Here is a 25,846-nt window from a genome sequence, read left to right as displayed (position 1 = left end):
CGCTCCGCCTCAGTGGGCTTTCGCCGTCGCCTTGTACTTGGTCTCGTAATGGTCGGTGGTGAGGAGCTGCTTTTCCAGCGCCTGCATGGCGGGGAAGCCCATCAGGTCCCAGATCTCGTCGATGCCGACCAGGAGATCGGAGCGATCGGCCGGGATGCCGGTCTCCATCACGCCGCGCATCACGAAGAGCGCCTCCTGCATCGCCTTGATCGCGGCGGCCGGCAGCATGCGCGGCAGGCTGATGCGGCGCACGCCGAGTTCTTTCAGGCGCGGCAGCGGGATCAGCGGCGTGGTCGGGCGCGGGCGGATGCCGAAGCCCATGTTGATCGAGACCGGCTTGCCGCCGGCGGCCTCGACGACGCGGGCGATCTGATCCTCGGTCTTGACCGCGTCGGGGAAGATCGCGTCGGCGCCGGCAGCGACGTAGGCGCGGATGCGCTCAAGCGTCGCGTCGATGCCCTCGACCGCGAGGGCGTCGGTACGGGCGATGATGACGAAGTCGTCGTCGCGGCGGGCGAGGCAGGCGGCCTCGATCTTCTTGACCATCTCCTCCCTTGAGACGACCTCCTTGCCGGGCATGTGGCCGCAGCGCTTCGGGCTGACCTGGTCCTCCAGGTTGACGCCGGCGACGCCGGCCTCCTCGAACATCTGCACGGTGTAATGCACGTTCATCGGGTTGCCATAGCCGTTGTCCGCGTCGCAGGTCAGCGGGATCGCGATCGAGCGGGCGAGCTGGCGGCAGTGATTGACGTTCTCGTTCAGCCCCATCATGCCGAGATCCTCGACGCCGAGGATCGCATTGGCGATGGCGGCGCCGCTGGTGCAGGCGCTCTTGAAGCCGGCGGCCTCGACCAGGCGGGCGCTGTAGCCGTCATAGACGCCGGGCGACACCAGGAACTCGCCGGAGTTGAGCAGGGCCCGGAAGGCGGCCGGAGCCGAAATCTCGCGTCTGGCGATCATGATGCTCGTTTCTCCGCATCGGTGGCGGCAGGGGATGGAGTTTCGGGAACCTGGGCCAGCACATGGCGGCCGGCGCGCTCGACATGCGAGCGCATCAGGGATTCGGCGAGGGCGCCGTCGCGCATCTTGATGGCGCGCAGGATCTGCCAGTGCTCGGTGAAGGCGAGCTCCTTGCGCTCCGGCACGGCCCCGGAGATGCGCCGGTAGATGCGCAGCAGGTGGTAGAGATCGCCGCAGAGGCTGTCGATGATGCGATTGTTGCCGCTGGCGCGGACGACCCGCTCGTGGAAGTCGAAGCGTGCCGCCTCGGGCGGCGGCTGGCCGGAATGGGCGGCTTCCAGATCGGCGATCAGCGCATCGATCTCGGCCTCGCTCATCCGCTGGGCGGCGAGGCGGCAGGCATAGCCTTCGAGCGCTTCGCGCATCTGGAAGAGCTCGAGGATCGCCTGGGCGGACAGGGAGACGACGCGCGCCCGTAGGAACGGCTCGCGCGAGACGAGCTGGATGCCCTGGAGGCGGCGGATCGCTTCGCGCACCGGCCCGCGGCTGACGCCGAAGCGCGTCGCCAGCACGGATTCGTTGACGACCATGCCGGGCGCGAGTTCGGTGCTGTAGATAAGCTCGAGGATGCGGCCGAAGACCTCTTCGCCGAGCGTCTCGGGGCGCCGTTCGCCGGTTTCCGCTTCCTGCAGGTCCATGGGCGAATGCTAGAAGCGGGTTGAAAATGTGTCAACAGTTTTGAAGGATGCCCGTTGGAAGTCAGCGCACAGGACATCGCGCGGCCAACTCCATATGCATCGCGGCCTTAATCCGATAGCTGGTTGCCCGGAATCAAAACGTCTGTAGGAAAATACTTTTTTGAAAGTGTTGACATTTATAGGCCGGGCTTTCATTTTTGGCGGGTGAGAGCGATGCGAACGGCAAAATGGCCGACTTCATGACGTCCGATGACAGCCTGAAGATCGATGCCGCGGCGGGAGCTTATGTCTCGGTCGCCCATGCGGCCGAGCATGCCGGTGTCGGCCTTGCCACGCTGCCCTATGCCTGCCGCGTCTTCGTCGAGAATCTCGAACGCGGCCGGCTCTGCGATGCCAATATCGGTGCGGACGCCGTCGCGGCGATGCTGCACTGGCGCGACAATCACGGCGTCGGCGTGCCGCTGACCATCGGCCGCGTCATCCTGCCGGATTCCAGCGGCCTGCCGGTGCTGCTCGATCTCGCCTCGTTGCGCGACGCCGTTGCCGAGGCCGGCTGCGATCCGGCCAGCGTCGAGCCGCGCATTCCCGTCGACGTCATCGTCGACCATTCCCTGCAGGTCGACGTCTCGGCCACGCCCGACGCGATGGCGCGCAACATGGCGCGCGAGTTCGAGCGCAATGGCGAGCGCTACAGCTTCCTGAAATGGGCGCAGCAGGCCTTCCGCTCCGTCCGTGTCTATCCGCCCGGCACGGGCATCATCCATCAGGTCAACCTGGAGCACATCGCCCCGGTCGTCACGCGGGTCGCGACATCGCTCGGCGAGATCGCCTGCCCGGACTTCGTCATCGGCGGCGATTCCCACACGCCGATGATCAACGGTATCGGCGTGCTCGGCTGGGGCGTCGGTGGCATCGAAGCGCAGGCGGCGATGCTCGGCCAGCCCTATGTCTTCCCCGTGCCGGAATTCGTCGGCGTTCGGCTCGTCGGGGCGCTGTCCGCCGGCGCGACCACGACCGACCTCGTCCTCACCGTCACCGAGCGGCTGCGGCGCGAGCGCGTCGTTGCGACCGTGATCGAGTATTTCGGGCCGGGCGCGGCGACGCTGTCGGTGCCATCCAGGGCGACGCTCGCCAATATGGCGCCGGAATACGGCGCGACCGCCGGCTTTTTTCCGATCGACGCGCAGACCATCGCCTATCTCGCCCGCACGCGCTCGCCGGAGCAGGCGGCGTTCGTCGAGGCCTATGCCCGGGCCAATGCCATGTTCCGCGAGCCCGGCCTGCCCGACCCGGATTATTCCCGCGTCGTCCAGATCGACCTCGCCAAGGTCGGGCGCAGCGTCGCCGGGCCGCGCCGGCCGCAGGACCGGCTCGATCTATCCGCCGTCGCGACGGATTTCAGCGGCCGGCTGCCGCAGCCCCTGGCGGAAGGCGGTTTTGCCGCCGATCCCGCCGCGGCCGTTCCGATCTCGACGCCAGCAGGTTCAGCCGAGCTTCGGCATGGCGCGTTGGCAATCGCGGCGATTACCGCCTGCACCAACACCTCCAATCCGTCGGTGATGATCGCCGCCGGGCTGCTGGCGCGCAATGCGATCGCGGCCGGGCTCAGCGTTCCGGATTGGGTCAAGACCTCGCTGGCGCCGGGCTCGCGCGTGGTGACGCGCTATCTCGACGAGCTCAGCCTGCTGGCTCCGCTGGAGCGGCTCGGCTTCGGCGTCGTCGGCTATGGCTGCACCACCTGCGGCGGCAAGTCCGGCCCGCTGCTGCCGGCGATGGCGCAGGCGATCGATGCCGGCGGGCTGGTCGCCGCCGCTGCGCTCTCGGGCAACCGCAATTTCGAGGGCCGCATCCATCGCCAGGTGCGGGCCAACTACATCATGTCGCCGCCGCTGGTCGTCGCCTTTGCGCTGGCCGGGCGGATCGATATCGATCTCGAAAACGAGCCGCTCAACGGGGCGGATGCGCGGAACCCGGTCCGGCTCGCCGATCTCTGGCCGGACGAGACTGAGATCGCCACGCTGGCGGCACGTGCAGGCGATGCGCGCCTGTTCCGCGAGGTCTATGGCGACCTGCCGTCGAGTCTGCTCTGGGATGAACTCGCGGCGCCGAGCGGGCTGCGCTTCGGCTGGAACCCGCAATCGAGCTATCTGGTCGAGCCGCCCTTCCTGGAGCTCGCCCGCGAGCGGGCGCGCGAGGGTGTGCCGGAGCGCCTGACGGGTGTGCGCGTGCTCGGGGCCTATGGCGACTCGCTGACCACCGACCACATCTCGCCGAGCGGCGAGATCCCGGTCGACAGCCCGGCGGGGCGCTATCTGATCGGGCTTGGCATCGAGCCGAAGGCGTTCAACACCTATGTCGGCCGGCGCTGCAATCACGAGGTGATGGCGCGCGCCACCTTCGCCAACCTGCGCATCAAGAACCAGATGGTGCCCGGCCGCGAGGGCGGCTGGACCAAGCTCCAGCCGGAAGGCGAGGTCGTCTCCATCCACGAGGCCGCGACCGCCTATGGCGAGCGCGGCGTGCCGCTCATCGTGCTGGGCGGCAAGGACTACGGCATGGGCTCCAGCCGCGACTGGGCTGCCAAGGGCTCGGCCCTGCTCGGCGTGCGCGCCGTCATCGCCGAGAGCTATGAGCGCATCCATCGCTCCAACCTGATCGGCATGGGTGTGGTGCCGCTGCGTTTCGCCGACGGCGAAGGCTGGCGCCAGCTCGGGCTCGACGGCAGCGAGAGCTTCGATATCGAGGGGATCGTCGCCGCGATCGATGGGACCGCGCCGGCCATGGTCACCGCCACCGGCGCTGCCGGTTCGATCCGCTTTTCGGTCACGGCCGATGTCTCGACCCGGAGCGAGCGCGCCTGCCTGCGCGCCGGCGGCATCATGGCCGAGGTCCTCGCCTTCTTCACCCGGCCCGCCGCGCCGGCTCTGGTCACGACGGAGCATCCATGAGTTTCGATCTCTTGCTGGCGGGGGGCGAGATCGTCTTCCCGGGCGTCGGGGTCCGCACCGGCTCGGTCGCGGTCAAGGACGGACGCATCGCCGCGCTGCTGGCGCCGGGCGAGCAGGCAAGCGCCAGGAAAGTCATCGATTGCCGCGGCAAATGGGTGATGCCGGGGCTGATCGACCCGCATACCCATATTGGCTTCGGCTCGAACGAGACCGATTTCGAGACGGAATCGCGCTCGGCTGCCATCGGCGGCGTCACCGGGATGATGACCTTCCACCGGTCCAACGATCTGCGCCAGTCGACCGGGCCGTGGAAGGAGCGCGGCGAGAGCCAGTCGCTGATCGATTTCGGATTCCATTTCGGCGTCACCAGCAAGCTGCATATCGACACGCTGCCGGAATGCGCCGAGCGCTTCGGCGTGACCTCGATCAAGGTCTACCTGATGTACAAGGGCGCCTCAGGCGCGGCGAAGGGCTTCACCGAGATCGATGACGGGTTGCTCTACCGGGCGCTGCTGCAGGGCGCGCGCATCAAGGGCGGCGTCGTCGGCGTCCATTGCGAGAATGTCGAGGTCATTCCGGTCTTCCGCGAGCCGCTGAAAGAGGCCGGCCGCAACGACCTGCCGGTCTGGGACGAGCAGAGCCCCGGCTTCCTCGAAGCCGAGAACGTCTTCCGCGTGATCTATTTCGGCGAGAAGGCGCAGTGCCCGGTCAATATCGTGCACATGTCGAGCGCCGAGAGCCTCGAGATCGTGCGCCGGGCGAAGCGGCCGGGCCGGGCGCCGATCCATGTCGAGACCTGCAGCCATTACCTTTCGCTGACCAGCCAGTCGCCCATCGGCTTCCTCGGCAAGGTCAATCCGCCGCTGCGATCTCGGAACGATGTCGAGGCGCTGTGGGAGGGCGTGCGCGACCGCACGATCTCGACCATCGGCTCCGACCATGTGCCGCGCAAGCGGGAGACCAAGGGGCCGGACATCTGGAAGGCCAGCGCCGGCTTCCCCGGCCTCGGCACGCTGCTGCCGATCCTGATCCATGAGGGCGTGCACAAGCGCGGGCTGCCGATCGAGCAGATCGCCGCCGCGACCAGCGCCAATGTCGCGAAGCTCTATTCGATCCCGAACAAGGGCCACATCGCCGTGGGCATGGATGCCGACCTCGTCGTCGTGGATCCCGACAGAGAAGTCCTGGTCGATCCGGCGACGCAGGAATCGCACTCCGACTACTCGCCCTATGAGGGCATGCGCTTCAAGGGCGCGCCGGTACGCACCATCCTGCGCGGCCGGATCATCGCCAGCGACGGCGCCGTCGATCCCGATGCCCGCGCGACGCCGGCCGGCCGTTATCTGCACCGCTCCTGAGACCGAAAGCTGAAGACGATGACCAAGCGAATCTGGGACGATTTCCTGACCGAGCGCGACAAGCAGGTCTATGCGCAGGCCGGCTATGGCAAGCGCGGCGGCTTCGGCAAGCGTCCGGCCCTGTTCATCATCGACGTCCAGTACAATTTCTGCGGCGACAAGCCTGAGGACATCCTGGAAGGTCTGAAGCAGTACCGCACCCATTGCGGTCCCGAGGCCTGGGCGGCGGTCGAGCACATCGTGCCGCTGCTGGAACTGGCGCGCGAGAAGAACATCCCGGTCTTCTACACCGAGAGCGCCCGCCGGCCGGACATGATCGATTCCGGCGTGCAGGTCGGCAAGAACCATCGCGGCGCCGAGAAGACCTCGACCGAGGGCACGCACGCGACCCAGACCGTCGCGCCGCTGGCGCCGCGCCCGCAGGACATCCGCATCGGCAAGCGCAAGCCGTCCTGCTTCTTCGGCACCATCTTCATGAGCCATCTCAACTTCTTCGACGTCGACACGCTGATCCTGACCGGCTGCACCACCTCGGGTTGTCTGCGCGCGACCGCGGTCGACGCCTATTCCTATAACTTCAAGGTGGTGATCCCGGAGGAGACGGCGTTCGACCGCTTCCAGGCGAGCCACGCGATCAACCTGTTCGACCTCAACTGCAAATATGCCGACGTGATCCCGTCGGCCGAGGTCAAGGACTATCTCGGCGGCCTCGCCGTCCGCGACGACCTGCCGACCGGTGTGCAGGGCTGAAGCGCGGCCGTCATTCTTGGCCGAAGCGCAGCGCAGAGCCGGGAATCTCTGGACGAATGTGCTCCAGAGCCCCATTCGGCACGAGATGCTCGGGACAGGCCCGAGCATGACGCCTGAGAGGATTCAATGGCCGATCGCGAGATCATCGTCCCGGAATCGATGCGCGCCATCGTCGAGCGGGCCGGCTATGCGCCGGCGGTGCGCGTCGGCGAGATCGTCTATGTCGTCGGCCAGGTCGGTCGCACCGCCGATCTCCAGGTGATCGAGGACCCGGCGGAGCAGTTCGCCGCCGCCTGGGAGAATGTCCGGATCGTGCTGGAAGCCGCCGGCTGCAGCTTCGCCGACATGGTCGACGTCACGACCTACCATGTCGGGATGGCGCGCCACATGGACGTGTTCCGCGAGGTCAAGAACCGCCTCGTCCCGCGCGAAGGCTATGCCTGGACCCGGATCGGTGTCTCCGAGCTGGCCCATCCCGGCCTGCTGGTCGAGATCAAATGCATCGCCCACCGGCCTAGCGGCTGAGGCGGGCCTGGCTCAGCCCAGCGTCGCGCTCAGCTGTGAGCAGGCCCGCGCGAACAGCGCGCCGGGCTTCACGCCAGCCTGCTTCATCATCCACCAGGCACAGCAGAGATTGGACGAGAGCAGCGGCGGGGCCGAGCCCTCGGCGCGTCCCAGCATGGCCGGCAGAGTGATCATGCCGGTACCGCTCATGACGATGGCGTCGATGCCGGTGGTCTCGACCTGGCGCAAGGCGTCCTCGACCTCTTCCGTGGTCAGTTCATAGGCGCGGAAGGTCTCGGAGACCTTGACGACCTGCGCGACGGTGAAACCGGCGCCGGCCCAGTAGCTCGTAGCCTCCTCGGTCAGCCAGGCCGGATAGGGCGAAAACAGGCAGATGCGCCTGGCGTCGATCGCCTTCAGCGCATGGCGGATCGCGCCGCTTGCGGTCTCAACCGGAAAACCGGCGGCCTCGGAGAGGCATGCGGCGAGGGCATCGTCGGCGCTGGCGCCGAGCCGGTAGCTCGGCCCGGTCAGCGCGACTGTCGCGGCATCGAGCTTCAGGCTGCCGAAGCTCTTCAGCGCCGGCTGGTAGGAGGCGATATAGGCGCGGTTGCGCTGCTCCAGCGTCGTGTCCGGCATCACCGGCAGACGCGTGGCGTAGATCCGCGCGCCCGAGGAGATCAGCCGGTTCATCTCCGGCTCGACGGTCGGGTTGGCCGGCGGGACGAGGACACCGAGCGCCGGCTGCGTGGCGAGTTGAGACAGATCCATGGCGTCCCTCAGGCGGCGCGGGCAGGGCGCTCGAGCATGTCGAGCATCGCGGCGGTGGCGAGATAGTCGATGGCGCTGCTGCGCGAGGCGGCGAGATCGCGCACCTTCTGCAGCCAGTCCGCGCCGCCGGCGACATTGCGGTCGGTGCGCGGGATCAGCATCTCTTCGGCGATGCGCTTGCGCTCGGTCGCGGCCGCAACGACGAGCTCCGGCCGATGCTCGCGCAGGGCGCGGATCATCGCCTCGGCCAGCGCCTTCGCGTCGTGGATGCCGCAGTTCATGTTCATGCCGCCGCGCGTATTGGTGACATGGGCGCCGTCGCCGGCGAGGAAGGCCCGGCCGACATGGTAGTGCGAGGCGACACGGCGGCTGGCGCCGTAGACGTCGCGTCCCAGAACGGTCGGCGGCTTAGTCCAGCTCGGCATGACCTCGCGGATGCGGTCGGCGAACCAGCCGTCCTGCAGCGCGGTCTCGTCCGGCACGTCGCCGGGCACGCGGATGATGATGCGCCAGCAATCCGGCATCTTGAGGAAGCTCAGGGACTTCGAGCCATTGTGCAGATAGGTGATCGACGCGATTCCCGGCAGCACGGCGTCGAGATCGTCCGAGGTCATCACCCGCAGGACCTTGTGCGGATAGACCATGCCGTCGAAGGCGATGCCCAGCGCCTCGCGCACGGCACTACGGGCGCCGTCGGTGCCGAGCAGGTAGTCGGCTCTGATGGTTAGCGGCGCGCCATCGCGGTCGGCAGTGACGGTGACGCCATTCTCGTCCTGCGTCAGCGCCTCGAAACCGGCGCCGAACAGCACGCGGGCATTGGGAAGCGCTTCGATCTGCGCCAGCAGCAGCGGCGTCAGGCGGGCCTGCTCCAGATGCAGCCGGAAGGGGAAGGGGGTGCGCTCGGCGAGGTCGGCGAGGATGAACTCGGCGAAGGGGCCTTCCGGCGTGCGGTACTGGATGCGCTTGACGATCTCGCCCTCGGCCAGCATCGGCGCGAGCACGCCGAGCTCATCGAGGATCTCCAGCGTCGCTGGGTGGAAGGTCGAGGCCTTGGAGGCGGCTGTGAGGGCGGCGCGCTTTTCGAGCACGACGACGTCGACGCCCGCTCTGGCAAGGATCAGGGCGGCGACGAGGCCGACCGGCCCGGCGCCGGCTACGATCACTTGCGTTGTCAGGCTGGCAGTCATGAGCATCCTCCGCAGCGGCGCCATGCGTCGCGCATTTATTTGTATTAAGTATGCTACTTAATATGTTTTGGCAAGAGCGGCCGTGAGCGGCCCTCAGGTCTCTTCCGGGCCGAGCGCGAGGCAGTCCGCCGTCGCCCAGCCGACCGGGATGCGCTCGCCGCGCTGCAGAGCGGGCAGGCCGTCGCGAAAGGTCAGGCGGGCGGTGAAGCTGTCGGAACCGCCGACGCGCAGGCGCAGGCGGGTGTGGTCTCCGTAATAGATGAGTTCCTCGATCACGGCGTCGAAGCGGTTCTCGCCGGCGGCGGCGGGGCCGATCAGGACCTTTTCGGGGCGAAGCGCCAATACGGCTTGTGCGCCGACCGGCAGGTCGGTGCCGGCTATGGCGCGGACCTCGCTGCCATCGGAGAGGCGCAGGCGACACTGGGCGCCGTCGCGGGCGACAATGCTCCCGTCGAGCCTGTTGTTCTCGCCGATGAAGGAGGCGACGAAGGCGTTGGCCGGCTTCTCGTAGATCTCGTTCGGCGGCGCCAGTTGCTGGATGCGGCCATGATGGAAGACGGCGACACGGTTCGACATGGTCAGCGCCTCGCCTTGGTCGTGGGTGACGTAGACCACGGTGACGCCGAGCTGCTCGTGGATATGCTTGATCTCGAGCTGCATGTGCTCGCGCAACTGCTTGTCGAGCGCTCCGAGGGGCTCGTCCATCAGCACGAGCTTGGGCCGGAAGACCAGAGCGCGGGCGAGCGCGACGCGCTGCTGCTGGCCGCCGGAGAGCTGCGTCGGGCGCCGGTCGGCGAGATGGCCGAGCTTGACCATGTCGAGCGCGCCCCGCACCCGCTCTTCGCGCTCCGCCCGGCTGACGCTTTGCATCTCCATCGGGAAGGAGAGGTTGGCGGCGACACTCATATGCGGGAACAGCGCATAGTTCTGGAAGACCACGCCGATGCCGCGCCGATGGGCCGGGACATTGTTCAGCGGGCGGCCGTCGAAGGTGATGGTGCCGCCGGACGGGTCCTCGAAGCCGGCCAGCATCATCAGCGTCGTGGTCTTGCCCGAGCCGGAGGGGCCGAGCAGCGTGACGAACTCGCCGCGCTCGACGGCGAAGTCGAGCGACTTCACGACCTGCGTCGTGCCGTCATAGCTCTTGGTGACCTTGTCGAAGACGATGATGGGATCACTCATGCCAGTACTCATGCGGTCGGGCCGGAGGGGGAGGCCCCGCGTGCCTGCGCGCGCTTCCGGATGAATTCGTTGAGGGCCAGCAGCAGCACCGAGAAGAGGATCAGCAGCACGGCGGCGGCGGCGATGGTCGGGCTCAGGAATTCGCGCAGGCCGGCATACATCTGGCGCGGCAGCGTGAACTGGCCGGGGCTGGCGATGAACAGTGCCACGATCAGTTCGTCGAAGGATGTGGCGAAGGCGAAGAGCGCGCCGGTCGCTACGCCCGGCGCGATCAGCGGCAGCACGACGCGGCGGAAGGCGATCGCCGGATTGGCGCCGAGGCTGGCGGCGGCGCGCAGCAGGTTCTGGTCGAAGGTCTGCAGCGAGGCCAGCACCGTCAGCAGCACGAAGGGCACCGACAGCACGGTGTGGGCGAGGATCAGCCCGGTCAGCGTCGAGCCGAGGCCGACGAGCGATAGCGAGAAATACATGGCGATCGCGGTGACGATGACCGGCGTCACCATCGGCAGCGACAGGATGGCGAGCAGCAGCGCCTTGCCGGGGAAGCGGCCGAGGAAGATGCCGAAGGCGGCGAGTGTGCCGAGCAGGGTCGCCAGGATCATGGTGGCGATGCCGACGACGAAGCTGTTCCAGGTGGCGCCGAGCCAGCGGCTCGACGTGAAGAAGTCCTCGTACCAGCGCAGCGAATAGCCCGGCGTCGGCAGCACCAGCAACTCGCCCGAGGAGAGCGAGAGCGGGAAGACGACGACGATCGGCGCGACCAGGAAGAGCAGGATCAGGGCCGTGGCTAGCGCCAGTGCGAGGCGCCCGACCGAGAGCTTGCGCGCAGGGGAGGAGGGAGCGGCGCCTGCCATCGCTCAGACCTTCACATTGCCGGAGCGGAAGCCCGGCACGATCAGCCGCGCGACGATGACGAGTAGGGCGGTCATCGCCATCAGCAGCGTCGCCAGCGCGGCGGCCATGCCCCAGTTCACCGAGGTGTTGGTGAAGAAGGCGATGAAGTAGCTGACCATCTGGTCGCCGGAACCGCCGACGAGGGCGGGCGTAATGTAGAAGCCGACCGAGAGCATGAACACCATCAGCGATCCCGCAGCGACGCCCGGCATGGTCAGCGGCAGATAGATGCGCAGGAAGCGGCGCCAGCCCGGCGCGCCGAGCGAGGCGGCGGCGCGCATATAGTCCGGCTTGATACCCTTCATCACGCCGTAGAGCGGCAGGATGGCGAAGGGCAGCAGCACATGGACCATGGCGAGATAGACGGCAAAGCGGGTGAAGATCATCGTCAGTGGCTGGTTGACGATGTCGAACGCCATCAGCAGCGCGTTGATCGGCCCCTCGCGCTGCAGGATGATGAACCAGGCGGTGGTCCGCACCAGGATCGAGGTCCAGAACGGGATCAGCACCAGCATCATCCCGGCATTGGCCCAGCCCTGCGGCAGGATCGAAAGCGTGTAGGCGACGGGATAGGCCAGCAGCGCGCAGATCACCGTGACGATCAGGCTGATCTCGAAGGTGCGCCAGAACAGCGGCAGGAAGACCGCATCCTCCGCGCCGGCATGGACGATGCCCTTGTCGGTCGGGCGCATATCGAGCGAACGCAGCAGATAGAGCGAGGTCCAGGGGCCGGTGGCGCGCTTGAACATGCGCCAGAGCTCGGGTTCGCCCCAGCGCGGATTGAGCGCGATCAGGCCATCCTTGATCGGAGGAGCCAATCGCGCGGAGGCGCGGGCAGCCTGCAGCAACAAGCTGCGAAGGCCGGTCTCCTCGAAGTTCAGGCGGCTGAGGACGGCCCCGGCCTCCTGGTTCTGCTGCGCGGCGCGCAGTTCCTCGACGATGGCGGCGAAGGCCTCGTCGGGCGGCAGGTCCTTGCCGTCCCAGGCGCGTAGGAGCGCCGCGGTGCGGGGCAGGGCGGTCGAGAATTCGGGATCGTCGACCGCCCGATAGAGCGTCGCCCCGAGCGGGACGAGAAAACTCAGCGTGACCAGGAGCAGGAGGGGCGCGATCAGCGCCGCCGCCAGCAGGTTCCGTCGTGACATGCCGAGTCCCCGCGGCCGCGCGCCGGCTTACTTCGCCAGCCAGGCGTTGAAGCGGGCCTCGAGGTCCTCACCGTGCTCGACCCAGAACTCGGTGTTGATGAAGAGCCCTTCCTTGGCGTGGTTGGCGACCATGCCGGGGTTCTTCTTGATGATCTCGGGGTTGTTGGCGACGGCGGCGTTGGCCGGCGACACCGCCCAGTCCTGCGCCAGGTTGGTCAGCGGCTTCTCGTCGGTCATGTAGCTGATCAGCTTCATGCCCTCGGCCTTGTTCGGCGAGTTGCGCACCACCGTCCAGTAGTCGAACGAGAACAGCAGCGTGTTCCATTGCACCGGGTACTTGGCGCCGCCCTCATTGGCGCGGATCGTGCGCCCGACATAGCCGACGGCATAGGCGGCCTCGCCCGAGCCGACCAGCTGGAGCGGCTGCGTGCCCGACTTCCACCAGACGACATGCGGCTTGATCTGGTCGAGCTTGGCGAAGGCGCGCTTCTGCCCGTCCGGCGTGGCCAGTACCTTGTAGACATCCGCGGCCGGCACGCCGTCGGCGATCAGGGCGATCTCGAGCGTCATCTTGGCGCCGGAACGGAGCGAGCGCTTGCCTGGGAATTTCTGGACGTCCCAGAGCTCGGCATAGTTCGCCGGGCCGGTGGGATTCCTGGCCTGGTCGTAGAACAGGCTGACGCCCCAGCCGACGGCGCCGGCACCGCAGGCGGTGGTGCCGCCGGGGATGAACTTCTTCTGGTCGATGACGCTCCAGTCGAGCTTCTCGAAGACGCCGTCCTCGCAGCCGCGGGCGAGCTCGGGCGCCTCGACCATGATCACGTCGTAGGTGACGTCGTTCGACTTCACCATCGAATAGATCTTGGCCATCTCGCCATTGTAGACGTCGTCGGCGACCTTGACGCCCTTTTCCGTCGCATAGCCCTGGAACAGGTGCTTGCGGGCATTGTCCTGAAAACCGCCCCCGAAGCCGACGACCATCAGGTCGCGTGCCTGGGCAGGAGCCGCTGCCGAGGCCAGTCCGAGCGCGAACAGCCCCGCGCAGGCAAATCTCGTCGTCTTCATGCTCATCCCCTCGTTCTTATGGATATCAAGCCCGGGCTTCGACGGTCATCGACGGCAGTCCGGCTGCCGCGTCAAGCCGCCTGCCACCCACGTGACAAGCGTATTGGTATTTTTGATATGATGATGATACATATCTGTCAACGGCTACCCGACGCCGTGCTCTCCAGGGACCTCCGATGACCGCAGCCACGCTCTCGCTCGATCCGATCTCGCCGGCGATCCGCCCGACCCAGCAGGATTCGGACCAGCGCTATCGCTATCAGCACTATATCGACGGGGCTTTCGTCGATCCGGCGAGCAATGCGTGGCTGGAGACGTCGGACCCCGTGACAGGCGAGGACTGGGCCTGGGTGGCGCGCGGCGATGCCGCCGATGTCGAGCGGGCGGTCACTGCGGCGCATCGCGCCTTCTCGGAAGGAGCCTGGCCGGCGCTATCGGCTTCGGGGCGCGGCGCGCTGATGCGCAAGCTCGGCGACCTCATCACCGAGAACGCCGATTGGCTGGCGCGGGTCGAGATGCGCGACAACGGCAAGCTCTTCGCCGAGCTCTCGATGCAGATGCGCTACATGGCGAACTATTATTACTACTATGGCGGGCTGGCCGATAAGATCGAAGGCACGGTGATCCCGACCGACAAGCCGGGCGTGTTCAACTACACCAGGCCGGAGCCGATCGGCGTCGTCGCCTGCATCATGCCGTGGAACTCGCCGCTGCCGCTGACCAGCCTCAAACTGGCGCCGGCCCTGGCGGCCGGCTGCACCGTCGTGCTGAAGCCGTCGGAGTTCACCTCGGCCTCGCTGCTCGAATTCGTCAAGCTGGTCGAGGCGGCCGGCTTCCCCAAGGGCGTCGTCAACGTCATCACCGGCTATGGCGCCGAGGTCGGCGACGCGCTGATCAGCCACAAGCTGGTCGAGCGCATCGCCTTCACCGGCGGGCCCGAAGCCGGGCGGATGATCAACGAGAAGGCCGCCCGCCATATGAAGCGAGTGACGCTGGAGCTCGGCGGCAAGTCGCCGAACATCGTCTTCGACGACGCCGAGCTCGACCAGGCGATCAAAGGCGCGGTCGCCGGCATCTTTGCGGCCTCGGGCCAGACCTGCGTCGCCGGCTCGCGCCTGCTGGTGCAGGACACGATCCACGACGCCTTCGTCGAGCGGCTGAAAGCCTTCATCGCCGATGTCAGGTTCGGCCATCCCTCCGATCCGGCAACGCAGGTCGCGCCGATCTCGACCAGGCCGCAGCTCGAGAAGATCAAGTCCTATGTCGAGATCGCCAAGTCCGAGGGCGCGCGCCTCGTCGCCGGTGGCGAGCCGGCGTCGGTGCCCGGTTATCCGAAGGGGCTGTTCTTCAAGCCGACCATCTTCGTCGACGTGAAGAACAGCATGCGCATCGCCCAGGAGGAGGTGTTCGGCCCGGTGCTGTCGGTGATCCGCTTCAAGGACGAGGACGAGGCGGTCCGCATCGCCAACGACACGCAGTTCGGCTTGGCTGCGGGCATCTGGACGCAGTCGATGCGCCGGGCGCTGACCATGGCGAACCGTGTCCGCGCCGGCACGGTCTGGGTCAACAACTACCGCTCGACCAGCACGACCTCGCCTTTCGGCGGCTTCAAGATGAGCGGCGTCGGGCGCGAGGGCGGCATCGCCGGCATCCGCGAGTACATGGAGACCAAGAGCGTCTGGATCTCGACGGCGACGGACATCCCGAACCCGTTCATCCGGCGCTGAAGCGCCAGCACGGAAGCGGCGTCCTAAGCGACGCCGCTGTCGGTGATCATCGCCTTCCAGGGCGTGCCCAGGTTCTGGCCGTCGATCGAGTACTGCACGCGGTATTCGTAGCGGTCGGGCCGGTAGAGCGCCTGCAGCAATTCGATCAGGCGCGCGTTCTCGTCGCGGACATGGCGGGTCATCGCCACCAGTGGCGTGCCGATCGCGACGTCGAGATGCGGCGCCACATCGGAATCGGCGAGCACGGCGGTGATCTTCTCCTCGAACCGGGCGAGCTTGACGCCCGCGGCGGCGAGCGTGGCGGAGACCGGCAGCGACGAGATCGCGGTGCGCGGCACGAGCGGAGCGAGGTCGGCGGGGAGGTAGCAGAGCGTGTGCGAGATCGGTGAGCGCTCGTCGCTGCGGACGCGCTCGATCCGCAGGAGTTCCATGCCGTCGGCGATCTCGAAGGTCTGGGCAAGCAAGGGCGAGGGCCGGACGAAATCATAGGCCAGCAAGGCGACCTTCGTCTTGCGGGCGAGCGATATCTGGTTGTTGAGCAGCTGGCTCGCGGGCTCGCCCAGCTCGTTCGCCGGCGTCAGCGGAAAGGTGCCGCGACCGCGCTGGCGCAGGACGCGCCCCTCGCGCTCCAGCCTCTCCATCGCCTTGCGGATCGTGACCCGCGACACGCTGAAGGTCTCGGCGAGGTCGTCCTCGCTCGGGATCGGGGAGCCCTGCGGGTAGGAGCCGTCCATGATCTTCTGGAGCAGCATGACGTAGACGCGGTGATAGAGCGGGATGACGTCCCGTTCCGACGAAGGCCGCTCAGCCGCCGTACCCGTCTGCGGTCTCGCCATGGATTGCCTTCCCGGATTCGTCGTGGGGAATCGCTAGCATGTATGGTCTGGAATACCAATCAGGCCGCTGCTCGCGGAAGTATGTTGTATTATATTTATATCATTGATACTTATTCGGCTGTCTTTGACGCCCAGTCGACGCCTATGAGAGATGCGATGAGTGATAGCCTCGACGCCGCAGACCGCCAGCGCTTCGCCGGCTCCTATGCGCATCGCAAGAGCGCGCTGTCCCATCTCGCCTATGGCGTCTCCTCGACCCCGCGTGCGACGCAGAACCCGGTGGCAATTGCGGTCGAGCGCGGCGAGGGCGCCCATGTCGTCGACGTCGACGGCAACCGCTACATCGACTACGCGCTCGGCTACGGCCCGCTGATCCTCGGCCATACACCTCCGTCAGTGATCGCGGCCATCCAGGACGAGCTCGGCCGTGGCTTGCGGACCGCGAGCGTACATCGCGGCGAGGCGGAGCTGGCCGAGCTGATCGCGGCTTGCGTGCCATCAGCCGAGCAGACCAGCTTCGTCAGCACCGGCACCGAGGCGATCCAGCTCGCCCTGCGCGTCGCGCGTGCTGCGACGGGCCGCGTCAAGATCATCAAGTTCCGGGCCAATTATCATGGCTGGGCCGACGGGATCCATGTCGGCAATGCGATCGGGCAGGACGGCGCCTCGGCGCTTGGCCAGGACCCGCAGGCGGCGCAGAGCGTGACGCTGCTGGATTGGGGCGATGCCGGGCAGGTCGAGGCGGTGCTCGATGCCAGTTTCGCTGCCGTCATCGTCGAGCCTGCCGCGATCAATGGCGGCTGCTTCGAGCCGCCTGCCGGCTTCCTGGAGCGCGTGCGGACGGCGACGCAGCGTTGCGGCGCGCTGCTGATCTTCGACGAGGTGATCACCGGCTTCCGCCTCGCCCTCGGCGGCGCGCAGGAACGCTATGGCGTCACGCCGGATCTCAGCGTGCTGGGCAAGGCGCTCGGCGCCGGCCTGCCGATCAGCGCGGTCTCGGGCAGCCGCGCAGCGATGGAGATCCTGTCGAGCGGCCGGCTGATGCATCGCGGCACCTTCAACGGCAATCCGCTCTCGGTAGCGGCGGCGATCGCCTGCCTGAAGGTGCTGCAGGCCGAGCGCGGGGAAATCTATCCGCGCATGGAGGGATTCGCGGCGCAGCTATGCGGTTTCCTGAACGATGAGGCCGTGCGTCGCGGCGTTCCGGTCCGGGCGCGCCAGGCCGGGGCGGCCTTTCAGATCTTTGCCGCCAACGGGCCGGTCGAGACGCTGCGCGACACGGCGAAGGTCGACAAGGACAAGACGCTGGTCTTCACCGGTGCCCTGCTCAGACAGGGGGTGATGACCCTGCCGCGCGGTCTCTGCTACCTGTCATCCGCCCATAGCCTCGCCGATATCGAGGCGACGGAAGCGGCGATCGCGGTGGCGATGGAGACGATGGCGCGATCGACGACGGCGTGAAGCACAGCGTGTTCGGCCGGGCGCCGCCGCCGCCTCAGGACTGCAGCATCTTGAAGTGGCTGCAGTATTCCCGGTAGCTCGACTGCAGGATCTTCTCGCCGCCGCGGATCTTCAGCGTCTCGGCGACGGCGAGGCCGAGTTCCTTCGCCTGCTCTCCCGGCTCGTCCTGCGTCGCGACGACCCGCTCATGGCCGTCGAGCGAGGTGATCTGTGCCTGCAGGCTCAGCCGCTCGTCCTGCCAGTTGCAGACGGCGCCGACGGGCAGGCTGCAGCCGGCCCCGAGCGCATGCATCATCTCGCGCTCGGCATCGACCTCGGCCCTGGTCTTGCGGCACTCGATCGAGCGCAGGATCTCGACCAGCTCGGTATCTTCGCCGCGCGCCTCGATGCCCAGCGCCCCCTGGCCGACCGCATAGGGAAATGCGACCGGATCGAGAAATTCCGAAGAGCGGGCACCGAGGCCGAGGCGCTCCAGCCCGGCATGGGCCAGGATGACGGCATCGAGCGCATCGTCCCCCTCGATCTTGGCGAGGCGCGGGCCGATATTGCCGCGGATGGGGACGACGGTGACGTCGGGCCGCAGGCTCAGGATCTGCGCGCGGCGGCGCAGCGAGCCGGTTCCGACCCGCGCGCCTTCCGGCAGCTCTTCGAGCACCGAGCCGCACAGGACATCGCGCGGATCCTCGCGCTTGGGCACCGACGCCAGAACGAGTCCGTCGCGAAGGAGGGTCGGCAGATCCTTGAGGGAGTGGACGACGAAATCGACTTCCTTGCGGAGCAACTGCTCCTCATGCTCGGTGGTGAAGACGCCGATCATGCCGAACTGATGGAACTCGGAGACCCTGTCGCGATCGGCGACGGTCGAAATCGGGCAGATCTCGAATTCGATATGCGGATACAATGCCCGAATTGAACCAATTACAAAGTTGGTTTGCGTCATGGCAAGGGGACTGCGGCGGGTGCCAACGCGAAGAAGCATAATTCGTGTAACCTGTTTGCGCCGTGCACGCGCGATCGCGCACCGTCTAGCAGGTGCGATCCCGGAGTGAAAGTGCGGCAGATTCGCCGGCTCGGGAGCGCTCGCAAGGCGCTTTTCCGATGCCGCGCGCGCTGAAAATGCCGGGAAAGGCCGCTCCCATCCCTCCGCCGCATCTCCCCTCGACGCGAACGGGCGCAGCATGCAAATTATCCCTCAGGGAGCGGCCGGCTCCTTCCTTCACCTGGTTCGCCGCATGCGTCGCCGCTCCTTCCTGGTTGCCCTGGCATCATGCGGTCTTGCCGTCTCGGCGCGCTCGGAGGAGCCACCGAAGAGGGTGGCCCTGCTGATCGGGCTGCCGCTCGACCATCCCGTCGTGAGCGCGCGCATGGCCGAGCTCTATCGGATGCTGGCCGAGCGAGGCTGGATCGACGGCAAGAATCTGCAGGTCAGCAGCAAGGTCTCAGGGGCGAGCGAGGCAGACCTTGCCCGCGCCGCGGCCGAAGTGGTTGCCGGCAATCCGGACATCATCATCGTCGGCTCCAGCACTGAGACTGCCGCCGTGCTGGCGAAGACACGGCGGATCCCGGTGCTGTTCTCCACAGCCTCCGATCCGGTCGGCAGCGGCTTCGTGCGCTCGCTCGAACGCCCCGATGGAAACGCGACGGGCTTCAGCAACAACGACCCCGCCATGTCGGAGAAGTGGGTCGAGCTCCTGACCGAGATCGCGCCGGCGACGCGGCGCATCGGGGTGGTCTTCAATCCTCACTCGACGCCGGCGGCCGGCGCGACTTATCTCGCCCGGCTGCAGGCGACGACGCCGGCGGGCGGGCCAGTCTTCGAGACGGTCCACGTGACCGAACCGTCCGGGATCGACAGGCAGATCGCGGGCTTTGCCGGCAAGGGAGCCGGCGGCGGCCTGGTCTTCCTGCCGGACAGCTTCACGTTCCGCAATGCCGCGATCTGTGCCGCCGCTGCCGCGCGCCTCGCCCTGCCCGCCGTTTATCCGTTCGACGCCTTCACCCAGCAGGGCGGTTTGATGTCCTATGCCGGCGCGCGCGAAGAGACGTCCGAGATGATCGCCTCCTATGTCGACCTCATCCTGCGCGGAGCCGACGTCGCCGAGCTTCCGGTGCAGTTCTCGCGCAGTTTCGAGCTCGTCATCAACGAGAAAGCCGCGGCGGCCCTGGGCTTGAGCCTGCCGGCCTCGCTGCGGATCCGGGCGCAACGGATCTTGTCGTGACGCAGCAGGATCGTTCGGCGGAGCAGCACGGTACGCCACGCTGGCGCGGCGAGCTCGCCCGCAAATATGCGCTGTTCGTCGGCCTTGCGATCTGCCTTGCCCTCGGGCTCAACACGGCGATCGCGACCTTCTTCGCCTTCTCGGACCAGCGGGCCCTGCTGGTCCGGGTCCAGGAGGAGCAGGCCAGGGCGGCGGCCCAGAGGATCGGCGCTTTCGTCGCCGACATCATGGGGCATCTCGACTGGGCCTCCCAAAGCGGCGCCAGCAGCAATTCGCCGGAGGAGCGCCGGCTCGATGGCCTGCGGTTGATGCGGCAGGTGCCTGCCGTGCTCGAGCTGCGCCAGATCGACCCGGTCGGGCGCGAGCAGCTCCTGTTGTCGCGCTATGCACGCGACCGGGCGGATGGCGGCACCGACTGGTCGGCCGATCCCGGCTTCCAGCTTGCGCTGCGACAGGGCAGCTTTTACAGCGAGGTCGAATTCCGCCGCGGCTCGGAACCGCACATGGTGCTGCTCAAGCGGGCGTCGTCGCCTCCGCACTGGGTTGCGCGGGCCACCGTCAATCTCGTGTTCATCCGGGAGCTGGTCTCCCGCCTCAAGGTCGGCGAGGCCGGCCGCGCCTATATCGTCACTCGCTCAGGGCGCCTGATCGCTCATCCCGACCTGCGTTTCGTGCTGCGCAACACGAATCTCGCCGCGCTCGTGAGCGCGCATGAGGCAGCCGGAGCGGCCAGAGCCGGGCTTTCGGTGACGGATATCGAAGGCCGGCGTGTCCTGTCGGTGATGGCGCCGGTTCCAGCCCTCGACTGGAACGTGGTGATCGACCTGCCGGAGAGCGAAGCCTTCGCGCCGATCCATGCGTCGATCCTGCGCTCGCTCACGGTGCTGCTCGTCGCCCTGCTGGTCGCGGTGCTGGCCGGCATCATGCTCAGCCGCAGGCTGGTCGCGCCGATCAAGGCGCTCGGAGAGGGGGCCGCACGCATCGGCCGCGGCGAGCTCGAGGCGCGGATCGCGATCCGCACGGGCGACGAACTGCAGGAGCTGGGCGAGCAGTTCAACGTGATGGCGGGGCAGCTGGCGGAAAGCCGTGCCGTATTGGAGGACAAGGTCGCCGAGCGCACTGCGGCCCTGGAGCAGGCGCTGCGGCTGGCCTCTGCCGGGCAGAAGGCGGCGGAGGAGGCGACGCGGGCCAAGTCCAGGTTCCTGGCGGTGGTCGGGCATGATATCCGCACGCCGCTCGCCGGCGTGCTCGGCGTTCTCGAACTGATCGACCGCCGCCGCATGAGCCAGCGCGACCGCCGCCTCGTCGCCATGGCCGCGACCTCGGGCGAGGCGCTGGTCGACCTTGCCAATGCGACGCTCGACCTGTCGCGGCTGGAGGCCGGGACCGAAGGGCTCGATCGGCGTGACTTCGACCTCGGCCCCCTCCTTGGCGCAGCAGTGGCACTGATGCGCCCGCCCGCCGAGCAGAAGGGTCTTGTCCTGACGCTGCGCTCGCCGCCCGAAGGGCTGCGCCTGCACGGCGATGCCGGCAAGATCCACCGGATCCTGGTCAACCTGCTGCGCAATGCGATCAGCTTCACCGAAGCGGGCAAGGTGGAGCTCGGGGCCGACTTGCAGCGCGCCTCGGCGGGGAAAGGCCTCGAGCTGACCTTGACGGTTCGCGATACCGGCATCGGCATCGATCCGGTCATGCAACCGCAGATCTTCCAGGATTTCGTGCAGGTCGATCCGGAAACCGGGCGGCGCAATGGTGGCGTCGGTCTCGGCCTGGCGATTTGCAGCAAGCTGGCCGAGCTCATGGGCGGCTCGATCTCCGTCGTCAGCGCCAGAGGTCAGGGCAGCACCTTCTCCGTCAGGCTGCCGGTAACGGCGGCCAAGGCTGCCGCCCGGCCGGGCGAGGTGGCGACGGGGCAGTTGCAGACGATTCTCGTGGTCGACGACGATCCGGTCACGCGGGAGGTCGCGCGGCTCATGGTCGGCAAGGCCGGCCACAAGGTGCAGGCCGCGGCTTCCGGCGAGGCCGCGCTGAAGACGCTGCGCCGGCGGTCCTTCGATCTCGTGCTGCTCGACATGCACATGACCGGGATCGATGGCATCGAGACCACACTGGCGATCCGCGAGATCACCGGCATCGCGCAGCCGCGCATTGTCGCGCTGACGGCCGATGTCTCGCCGGAGACGATGCGGCGCATGCGTGCGGCGGGATTGACCACGATCCTGTCGAAGCCAATCACCTCCGCCGCTTTGCTGCAGGTGATCGGGCGCGGCAGCAGCCGCGGTGGCCGGAGCAAGGTCGTGGCACTTTCGGCGGACCAGCCTGTCGATGCGGCCTTCTTCGGGACTCAGCGCCGCCTGATCGGCCATGAGCGCACACGGCAGCTCGTGCTGCTGTTCGCGACCGTGTCCGGGACGATCCTGACCCAGATGCAGGCCGCCCTGCCGATGTTGGACCGCAGCGAGTTGAAGCGGCTGGCCCATCAATTGGGGAGCTCGGCCGGGGCGGTCGGGCTCGGGCAGGTCCTTGCGCTCGCAAGCGCGCTCGAACGCGATGCGGCGAAAGCCGACCGGGAAGCGCTCACGGCTGCGGTCGAAGCGCTCGGGCTGGCCCGCAGCGACGCCCTGGATGCCTTGGCCGGACTGGAGGAGGCACCGGCGACCGCCGACGCGGTGTGAGGCCAGATAGCCTCGGGTGCTTTTACGATCTGGCCGGTCCGCGAAGGTCCAAGGTATTGACGAGACAAGATGCGGGCGAGACAAGACGCGCCTGATCCAACCTGGCCAGGCCGCCAGGCGGCCTCGGGAAAAGGGACGACTTCGCCATGACAGCCAGCAACCGCATCGTCCTCTCCAGTGACCATGCCGCCATTCCGCTCCGCCAGGCCATCGCCGCCCATGTCGCGGCGCAGGGCTGGGCTGTGGTCGATATCGGGCCGACGACGCCGGAGAGCACGCCTTACCCCAAGCATGGCGAAGCTGCGGCACGGCTCGTCGCCTCCGGCGATTGCCGGCTCGGCATCATCCTGTGCGGCACCGGGCAGGGCATCATGATGGCGGCGAACAAGGTCAAGGGCATTCGCTGCGGGGTCTGCGCCGAGACGTTCTCAGCCCGCATGATCCGTCAGCACAACGACGCCAACATGCTGTCGATCGGTGCGCGGGTCGTCGGTGAAGGGCTGGCGCTCGACATCGTCGATGCGTTCCTGAGCGCCGGGTTCGAGGGTGGCCGGCATGCGACGCGGGTGGAGATGATCGGGGCGCTGGAGGGCTAAATGCGCTCGACGGGGACGCCGATCTTGTAGCCCTTGCCGCTGACGGTCGCGATGATCCCCGATTTGTCGGTGTCCCCGAGCTTCTTGCGCAGACGTGCGACCAGAGCATCGACGCTGCGTGCGTCGACATCGGTGAAGCGGTTGCTGATGACCTCGATCAGATAGTCGCGGCTGAGAGGATGGCCATTGCTCTCGATGAGCGCGGCCAAGAGATCGAACTCGCCGCGGGTCAGGCGCATGGGCTCGCCGTTGTTCATCGCGAGCTCGCGGCGCAGCAGGTCGATCGTGAAGGGTCCAAAGAGCGCCACGGTGTTGCGGCGCGCCGCGTCACGCTCGGTCCGGCGGCGGCGCAGCAGGGAACGGGCCCTGGCAAGCAGGTCGCGCAGGTCGACCGGCTTGCTGACATAGTGATCGCCGGCGAGCTCGAGCCCGACGATGCGATCGACATCGGCGTCGCGCCTTGTCACGAAAATGATGCCGGCATCGGAGGCCGATTGGAGTTCCCGGGCGAGCTCCAGGCCGTCGCCGTCCGGCAGGACGACATCGATGAAGACCAGGTCCGGCCTGAAGCGCCGCACCGCCTGCCTGGCCTGGGCGATGGTCTCGGCTTCCTCGACCTGGAAGCCCTGATCGGTGAAATAGCCGGCGATGACCGCGCGGGTGACCGGGTCGTCCTCGACGATGACGAGCCGGTCGCGGAAGGTCGCATCCATCAGCTCTGCTTCGCCTGTCGGCGCTCCGATTCCGGCACGATTCGGCCGAGCGGACGATTCTACAGGGACGGGTACCCCGCAAGCGGTCGAGCCTGCGGATGTTGACGGCTGTTCACCGCGCGGTCAAAGGCCGACCGGCTATCCACCGTCAGTTCCATCAGCGAGCTGCCGAGGAGATGAGGTCATATGCTGCCAGGCCGGGCTGCCGGCCTGGCGTTGTCGTATAGCGCGTTCAGATCACGCGGCGCGGGTCGAGCGCGTCGCGCAGGCCGTCGCCGATGAAGTTGATTGACAGCACGGTCAGGAAGATCGCCGCGCCAGGAAACAGCGCCCAGTGCGGGGCGGTATCGAGGTGGTCCTTGGCGTCGAAGAGCAGGCGCCCCCAGGTCGGGATATCCGGCGGAAAGCCGAGGCCGAGGAAGGAGAGCGTGGACTCCGCGATGATCGCAGAGGAGACCTCGATCGTCGACGCGACGATGACGGGCCCGAGCGCGTTGGGCAGGATGTGGCGCGTCATCTGCCGGAGCTTGGTGGCGCCCTGGGCCTTGGCGGCCTCGACGAACTCCTTTTCGCGCAGCGAGAGGAACTGCGCACGGACCAAACGGGCGACCGGCATCCAGCGCAGGCCGCCGATGACGACGACGATCAGGATGAAGACGCCGCCTTCGACGCCGAACACCGCCTTGAGCTGCTCGCGGAACAGGTAGATCACCAGCAGCAGCAGCGGCAGCTGCGGCAGCGACAGGAACAGGTCCGTCACCCACATCAGCACGGGGTCGGCGATCTTGCGCGACATGCCGGCGAGAGCGCCGATGACGACGCCGACGGTGGTCGCGACCACCATGGCGGCGAGGCCGACGGCGAGCGAGATGCGGCCGCCATACATCATCCGCGCCAGGATATCCTGGCCAAGATCGTCGGTGCCGAAGGGATGCGCCAGCGACGGGCCCTGCAACGTCGCCGAAAAGTCGATGTCGTTGATCGGGATGGTCCACACCCAGGGACCGACGACCACGCCGAGGATCAGCAGCGCCAGGATGAGAGTGCTCGCCATGGCGAGCTTGTGGCGGCGGAAACGCCGCCAGGTTTCGCGGCCGGGCGAGACCGATACGGTCGCGGCGGCCACTGCGGCCACGGCCGGGTCAGCCGAAGGAGATGCGAGGGTCGAGCCAGCCATAGAGCAGGTCCGCAATGAGGTTGAAGAGGACGACCAGGCAGGCGAAGACGAAGGTCACGGCCATGATCACGGGGGTGTCGTTGGCGAGGATCGCGTCGATCAGCAGCGAGCCGATGCCGGGGATCCGGAAGATCTGCTCGGTGACGATGGCGCCGCCGAAGACCGCCGGCATCTGCAGGGCGACGAGCGTCACGACCGGGATCAGCGCGTTGCGGGTGATGTGCCGCAGCGTGACCCGCTTCTCGCTCAGGCCCTTGGCGCGGGCCGTCGTGACATAGTCGAGCCGGATCACGTCGAGCACGGCCGAGCGGACATAGCGGGTATACGACGCAGCCTGGAACAGGCCGAGTACCGTGATCGGCATGATCGCCTGACGGAACATCTCCCAATACCAGCGCCAGCCGCTGGCAGCGATGTCGGAGCGATAGACGAAGGGGAACCAGTCGAGCTTGATCGAGAACAGCAGGATCAGGAGCAGGCCGGTGAAGAAGGTCGGCAGCGAGAAGCCGACGAAGGCGAGCGTGTTGGCGATCTGGTCGAAGACCGAATAGGGCCGCGTCGCCGCGTAGATCCCAACCGGCAGCGCGATGCACAGCGCCAGGATCTGCGAGGTGCCGACGACGAAGAGCGTGGTCGGCACGCGCTGCATGATCAGGGTGTCGACATCGATGCGGCTGGCGAAGGAGAAGCCCCAGTCGCCCTGCGCCATGGCCGAAAGCCAGCGCAGATAGCGCACCATGATCGGGTCGTTCAGGCCGAAGCTGGCGCGCAGCGCCTCGCGGACCTCGGGCGGGACATTGGGGTTGGTCGCCATCTCCGAGAACGGGTCGCCCGGCGCCAGTGCCAGGACCGTGAACAGGATCAGGCTGATGCCGAGCAGGCTCGGTATGGCGATCAGCAATCGCCGCAGAAGATAGGTCGCCATCAAGAATTCCCGTGAAGCGGGGTGTCGCTAAAGCGAGCCGCACGGGCTGATGGCAACG

General features: G+C 67.5%; 22 protein-coding genes. 9 read left to right on the top strand and 13 right to left on the bottom strand.

The features are described 5' to 3' along the window. Nucleotides 1-9 precede the first annotated feature (9 nt). A complete protein-coding gene (locus tag BMZ21_RS17060) occupies nucleotides 10-960 on the bottom strand; it encodes an isocitrate lyase/PEP mutase family protein (RefSeq protein WP_091836760.1) in 951 nt (316 codons plus the stop codon). After that, entirely contained in the window at nucleotides 957-1,658 is a 702-nt protein-coding gene (locus BMZ21_RS17055) for a GntR family transcriptional regulator (protein WP_091836758.1), read from the bottom strand. Before BMZ21_RS17055 ends, BMZ21_RS17060 begins: the two co-directional genes overlap by 4 nt. 239 nt (nucleotides 1,659-1,897) lie before the next feature. On the opposite strand from BMZ21_RS17055, the gene acnA reads away from it, so the two are divergent. The 4 genes from acnA to BMZ21_RS17035 all read left to right on the top strand — a co-directional run bounded on the left by acnA (nucleotide 1,898) and on the right by BMZ21_RS17035 (nucleotide 7,239). Then, nucleotides 1,898-4,606: an aconitate hydratase AcnA gene (gene acnA, locus BMZ21_RS17050; protein ID WP_091837143.1), complete on the top strand. Its 2,709-nt coding sequence runs from the start codon at nucleotides 1,898-1,900 to the stop codon at nucleotides 4,604-4,606. Then, nucleotides 4,603-5,964 carry a dihydroorotase gene (locus BMZ21_RS17045; protein WP_091836755.1) on the top strand — a complete coding sequence of 454 codons (1,362 nt, stop codon included), beginning with the start codon at nucleotides 4,603-4,605 and terminating at the stop codon, nucleotides 5,962-5,964. The genes acnA and BMZ21_RS17045 overlap by 4 nt, the downstream gene beginning before the upstream one ends. An 18-nt stretch (nucleotides 5,965-5,982) precedes the next feature. Then, complete coding sequence (locus BMZ21_RS17040) at nucleotides 5,983-6,714, top strand: isochorismatase family protein (RefSeq protein ID WP_091836753.1); 732 nt, start codon at nucleotides 5,983-5,985, stop codon at nucleotides 6,712-6,714. A gap of 126 nt (nucleotides 6,715-6,840) precedes the next feature. Continuing rightward, the gene (locus BMZ21_RS17035) at nucleotides 6,841-7,239 is read left to right on the top strand and encodes a RidA family protein (protein WP_091836751.1); all 399 of its coding nucleotides are present in this window, start codon (nucleotides 6,841-6,843) and stop codon (nucleotides 7,237-7,239) included. A gap of 12 nt (nucleotides 7,240-7,251) precedes the next feature. Here the strand turns inward: BMZ21_RS17035 and BMZ21_RS17030 are convergent, their stop codons facing one another. The 6 genes from BMZ21_RS17030 to BMZ21_RS17005 form a co-directional block, all read right to left on the bottom strand. Continuing rightward, nucleotides 7,252-7,989 (bottom strand): maleate cis-trans isomerase family protein, encoded by a 738-nt coding sequence (locus BMZ21_RS17030; protein WP_091836749.1) that lies wholly within the window; start codon nucleotides 7,987-7,989, stop codon nucleotides 7,252-7,254. An 8-nt stretch (nucleotides 7,990-7,997) separates the two neighbouring features. Beyond that, nucleotides 7,998-9,176 carry an FAD-dependent monooxygenase gene (locus BMZ21_RS17025; RefSeq protein WP_167561663.1) on the bottom strand — a complete coding sequence of 393 codons (1,179 nt, stop codon included), beginning with the start codon at nucleotides 9,174-9,176 and terminating at the stop codon, nucleotides 7,998-8,000. 93 nt (nucleotides 9,177-9,269) lie between these two features. Beyond that, a complete protein-coding gene (locus tag BMZ21_RS17020; protein WP_091836744.1) occupies nucleotides 9,270-10,358 on the bottom strand; it encodes an ABC transporter ATP-binding protein in 1,089 nt (362 codons plus the stop codon). An 8-nt stretch (nucleotides 10,359-10,366) separates the two neighbouring features. Continuing rightward, nucleotides 10,367-11,212, bottom strand: coding sequence for an ABC transporter permease (locus BMZ21_RS17015; protein WP_091836742.1), 846 nt, complete (start codon nucleotides 11,210-11,212; stop codon nucleotides 10,367-10,369). Between the two features lie 3 nt (nucleotides 11,213-11,215). After that, nucleotides 11,216-12,394, bottom strand: a complete 1,179-nt coding sequence (locus BMZ21_RS17010) for an ABC transporter permease (protein ID WP_091836740.1) — start codon at nucleotides 12,392-12,394, stop codon at nucleotides 11,216-11,218. Nucleotides 12,395-12,421: 27 nt separating this feature from the next. Further along, nucleotides 12,422-13,459: an ABC transporter substrate-binding protein gene (locus tag BMZ21_RS17005; protein ID WP_158673557.1), complete on the bottom strand. Its 1,038-nt coding sequence runs from the start codon at nucleotides 13,457-13,459 to the stop codon at nucleotides 12,422-12,424. 176 nt (nucleotides 13,460-13,635) lie between these two features. Here BMZ21_RS17005 and BMZ21_RS17000 point away from each other — a divergent pair, with 176 nt between their 5' ends. After that, a complete protein-coding gene (locus BMZ21_RS17000) occupies nucleotides 13,636-15,186 on the top strand; it encodes an aldehyde dehydrogenase (protein WP_091836736.1) in 1,551 nt (516 codons plus the stop codon). Nucleotides 15,187-15,209: 23 nt separating this feature from the next. On the opposite strand, the gene BMZ21_RS16995 is transcribed toward BMZ21_RS17000, so the two are convergent. Then, nucleotides 15,210-16,022, bottom strand: a complete 813-nt coding sequence (locus tag BMZ21_RS16995; protein ID WP_091836735.1) for a GntR family transcriptional regulator — start codon at nucleotides 16,020-16,022, stop codon at nucleotides 15,210-15,212. A gap of 156 nt (nucleotides 16,023-16,178) precedes the next feature. On the opposite strand from BMZ21_RS16995, the gene BMZ21_RS16990 reads away from it, so the two are divergent. Continuing rightward, nucleotides 16,179-17,483: an aspartate aminotransferase family protein gene (locus BMZ21_RS16990; RefSeq protein WP_167561662.1), complete on the top strand. Its 1,305-nt coding sequence runs from the start codon at nucleotides 16,179-16,181 to the stop codon at nucleotides 17,481-17,483. Between the two features lie 34 nt (nucleotides 17,484-17,517). Here the strand turns inward: BMZ21_RS16990 and hemC are convergent, their stop codons facing one another. Then, nucleotides 17,518-18,663 (bottom strand): hydroxymethylbilane synthase, encoded by a 1,146-nt coding sequence (hemC, locus tag BMZ21_RS16985; RefSeq protein WP_244543881.1) that lies wholly within the window; start codon nucleotides 18,661-18,663, stop codon nucleotides 17,518-17,520. A gap of 133 nt (nucleotides 18,664-18,796) precedes the next feature. Here hemC and BMZ21_RS16980 point away from each other — a divergent pair, with 133 nt between their 5' ends. The 3 genes from BMZ21_RS16980 (at nucleotide 18,797) to rpiB (ending at nucleotide 22,973) form a co-directional block, all read left to right on the top strand. Then, a complete protein-coding gene (locus BMZ21_RS16980; protein ID WP_167561661.1) occupies nucleotides 18,797-19,702 on the top strand; it encodes an ABC transporter substrate-binding protein in 906 nt (301 codons plus the stop codon). Further along, entirely contained in the window at nucleotides 19,699-22,377 is a 2,679-nt protein-coding gene (locus BMZ21_RS16975) for an ATP-binding protein (RefSeq protein ID WP_091836727.1), read from the top strand. Before BMZ21_RS16980 ends, BMZ21_RS16975 begins: the two co-directional genes overlap by 4 nt. 146 nt (nucleotides 22,378-22,523) lie before the next feature. Then, nucleotides 22,524-22,973 carry a ribose 5-phosphate isomerase B gene (rpiB, locus tag BMZ21_RS16970; RefSeq protein WP_091836725.1) on the top strand — a complete coding sequence of 150 codons (450 nt, stop codon included), beginning with the start codon at nucleotides 22,524-22,526 and terminating at the stop codon, nucleotides 22,971-22,973. On the opposite strand, the gene BMZ21_RS16965 is transcribed toward rpiB, so the two are convergent. From BMZ21_RS16965 to BMZ21_RS16955, 3 genes are all read right to left on the bottom strand, one after another. Next, nucleotides 22,970-23,686 (bottom strand): response regulator, encoded by a 717-nt coding sequence (locus tag BMZ21_RS16965; RefSeq protein WP_091836723.1) that lies wholly within the window; start codon nucleotides 23,684-23,686, stop codon nucleotides 22,970-22,972. The genes rpiB and BMZ21_RS16965 overlap by 4 nt on opposite strands. A 232-nt stretch (nucleotides 23,687-23,918) precedes the next feature. Beyond that, nucleotides 23,919-24,863: an ABC transporter permease gene (locus BMZ21_RS16960; protein WP_091836721.1), complete on the bottom strand. Its 945-nt coding sequence runs from the start codon at nucleotides 24,861-24,863 to the stop codon at nucleotides 23,919-23,921. After that, nucleotides 24,829-25,788 carry an ABC transporter permease gene (locus BMZ21_RS16955; RefSeq protein ID WP_091836719.1) on the bottom strand — a complete coding sequence of 320 codons (960 nt, stop codon included), beginning with the start codon at nucleotides 25,786-25,788 and terminating at the stop codon, nucleotides 24,829-24,831. Before BMZ21_RS16955 ends, BMZ21_RS16960 begins: the two co-directional genes overlap by 35 nt. Nucleotides 25,789-25,846 lie beyond the last annotated feature (58 nt).

It is taken from the genome of Allobosea lupini (assembly GCF_900109525.1).
Classification (GTDB): Bacteria; Pseudomonadota; Alphaproteobacteria; order Rhizobiales; family Beijerinckiaceae; genus Allobosea; species Allobosea lupini.
This window is presented reverse-complemented; position numbering and strand designations above follow the sequence as displayed.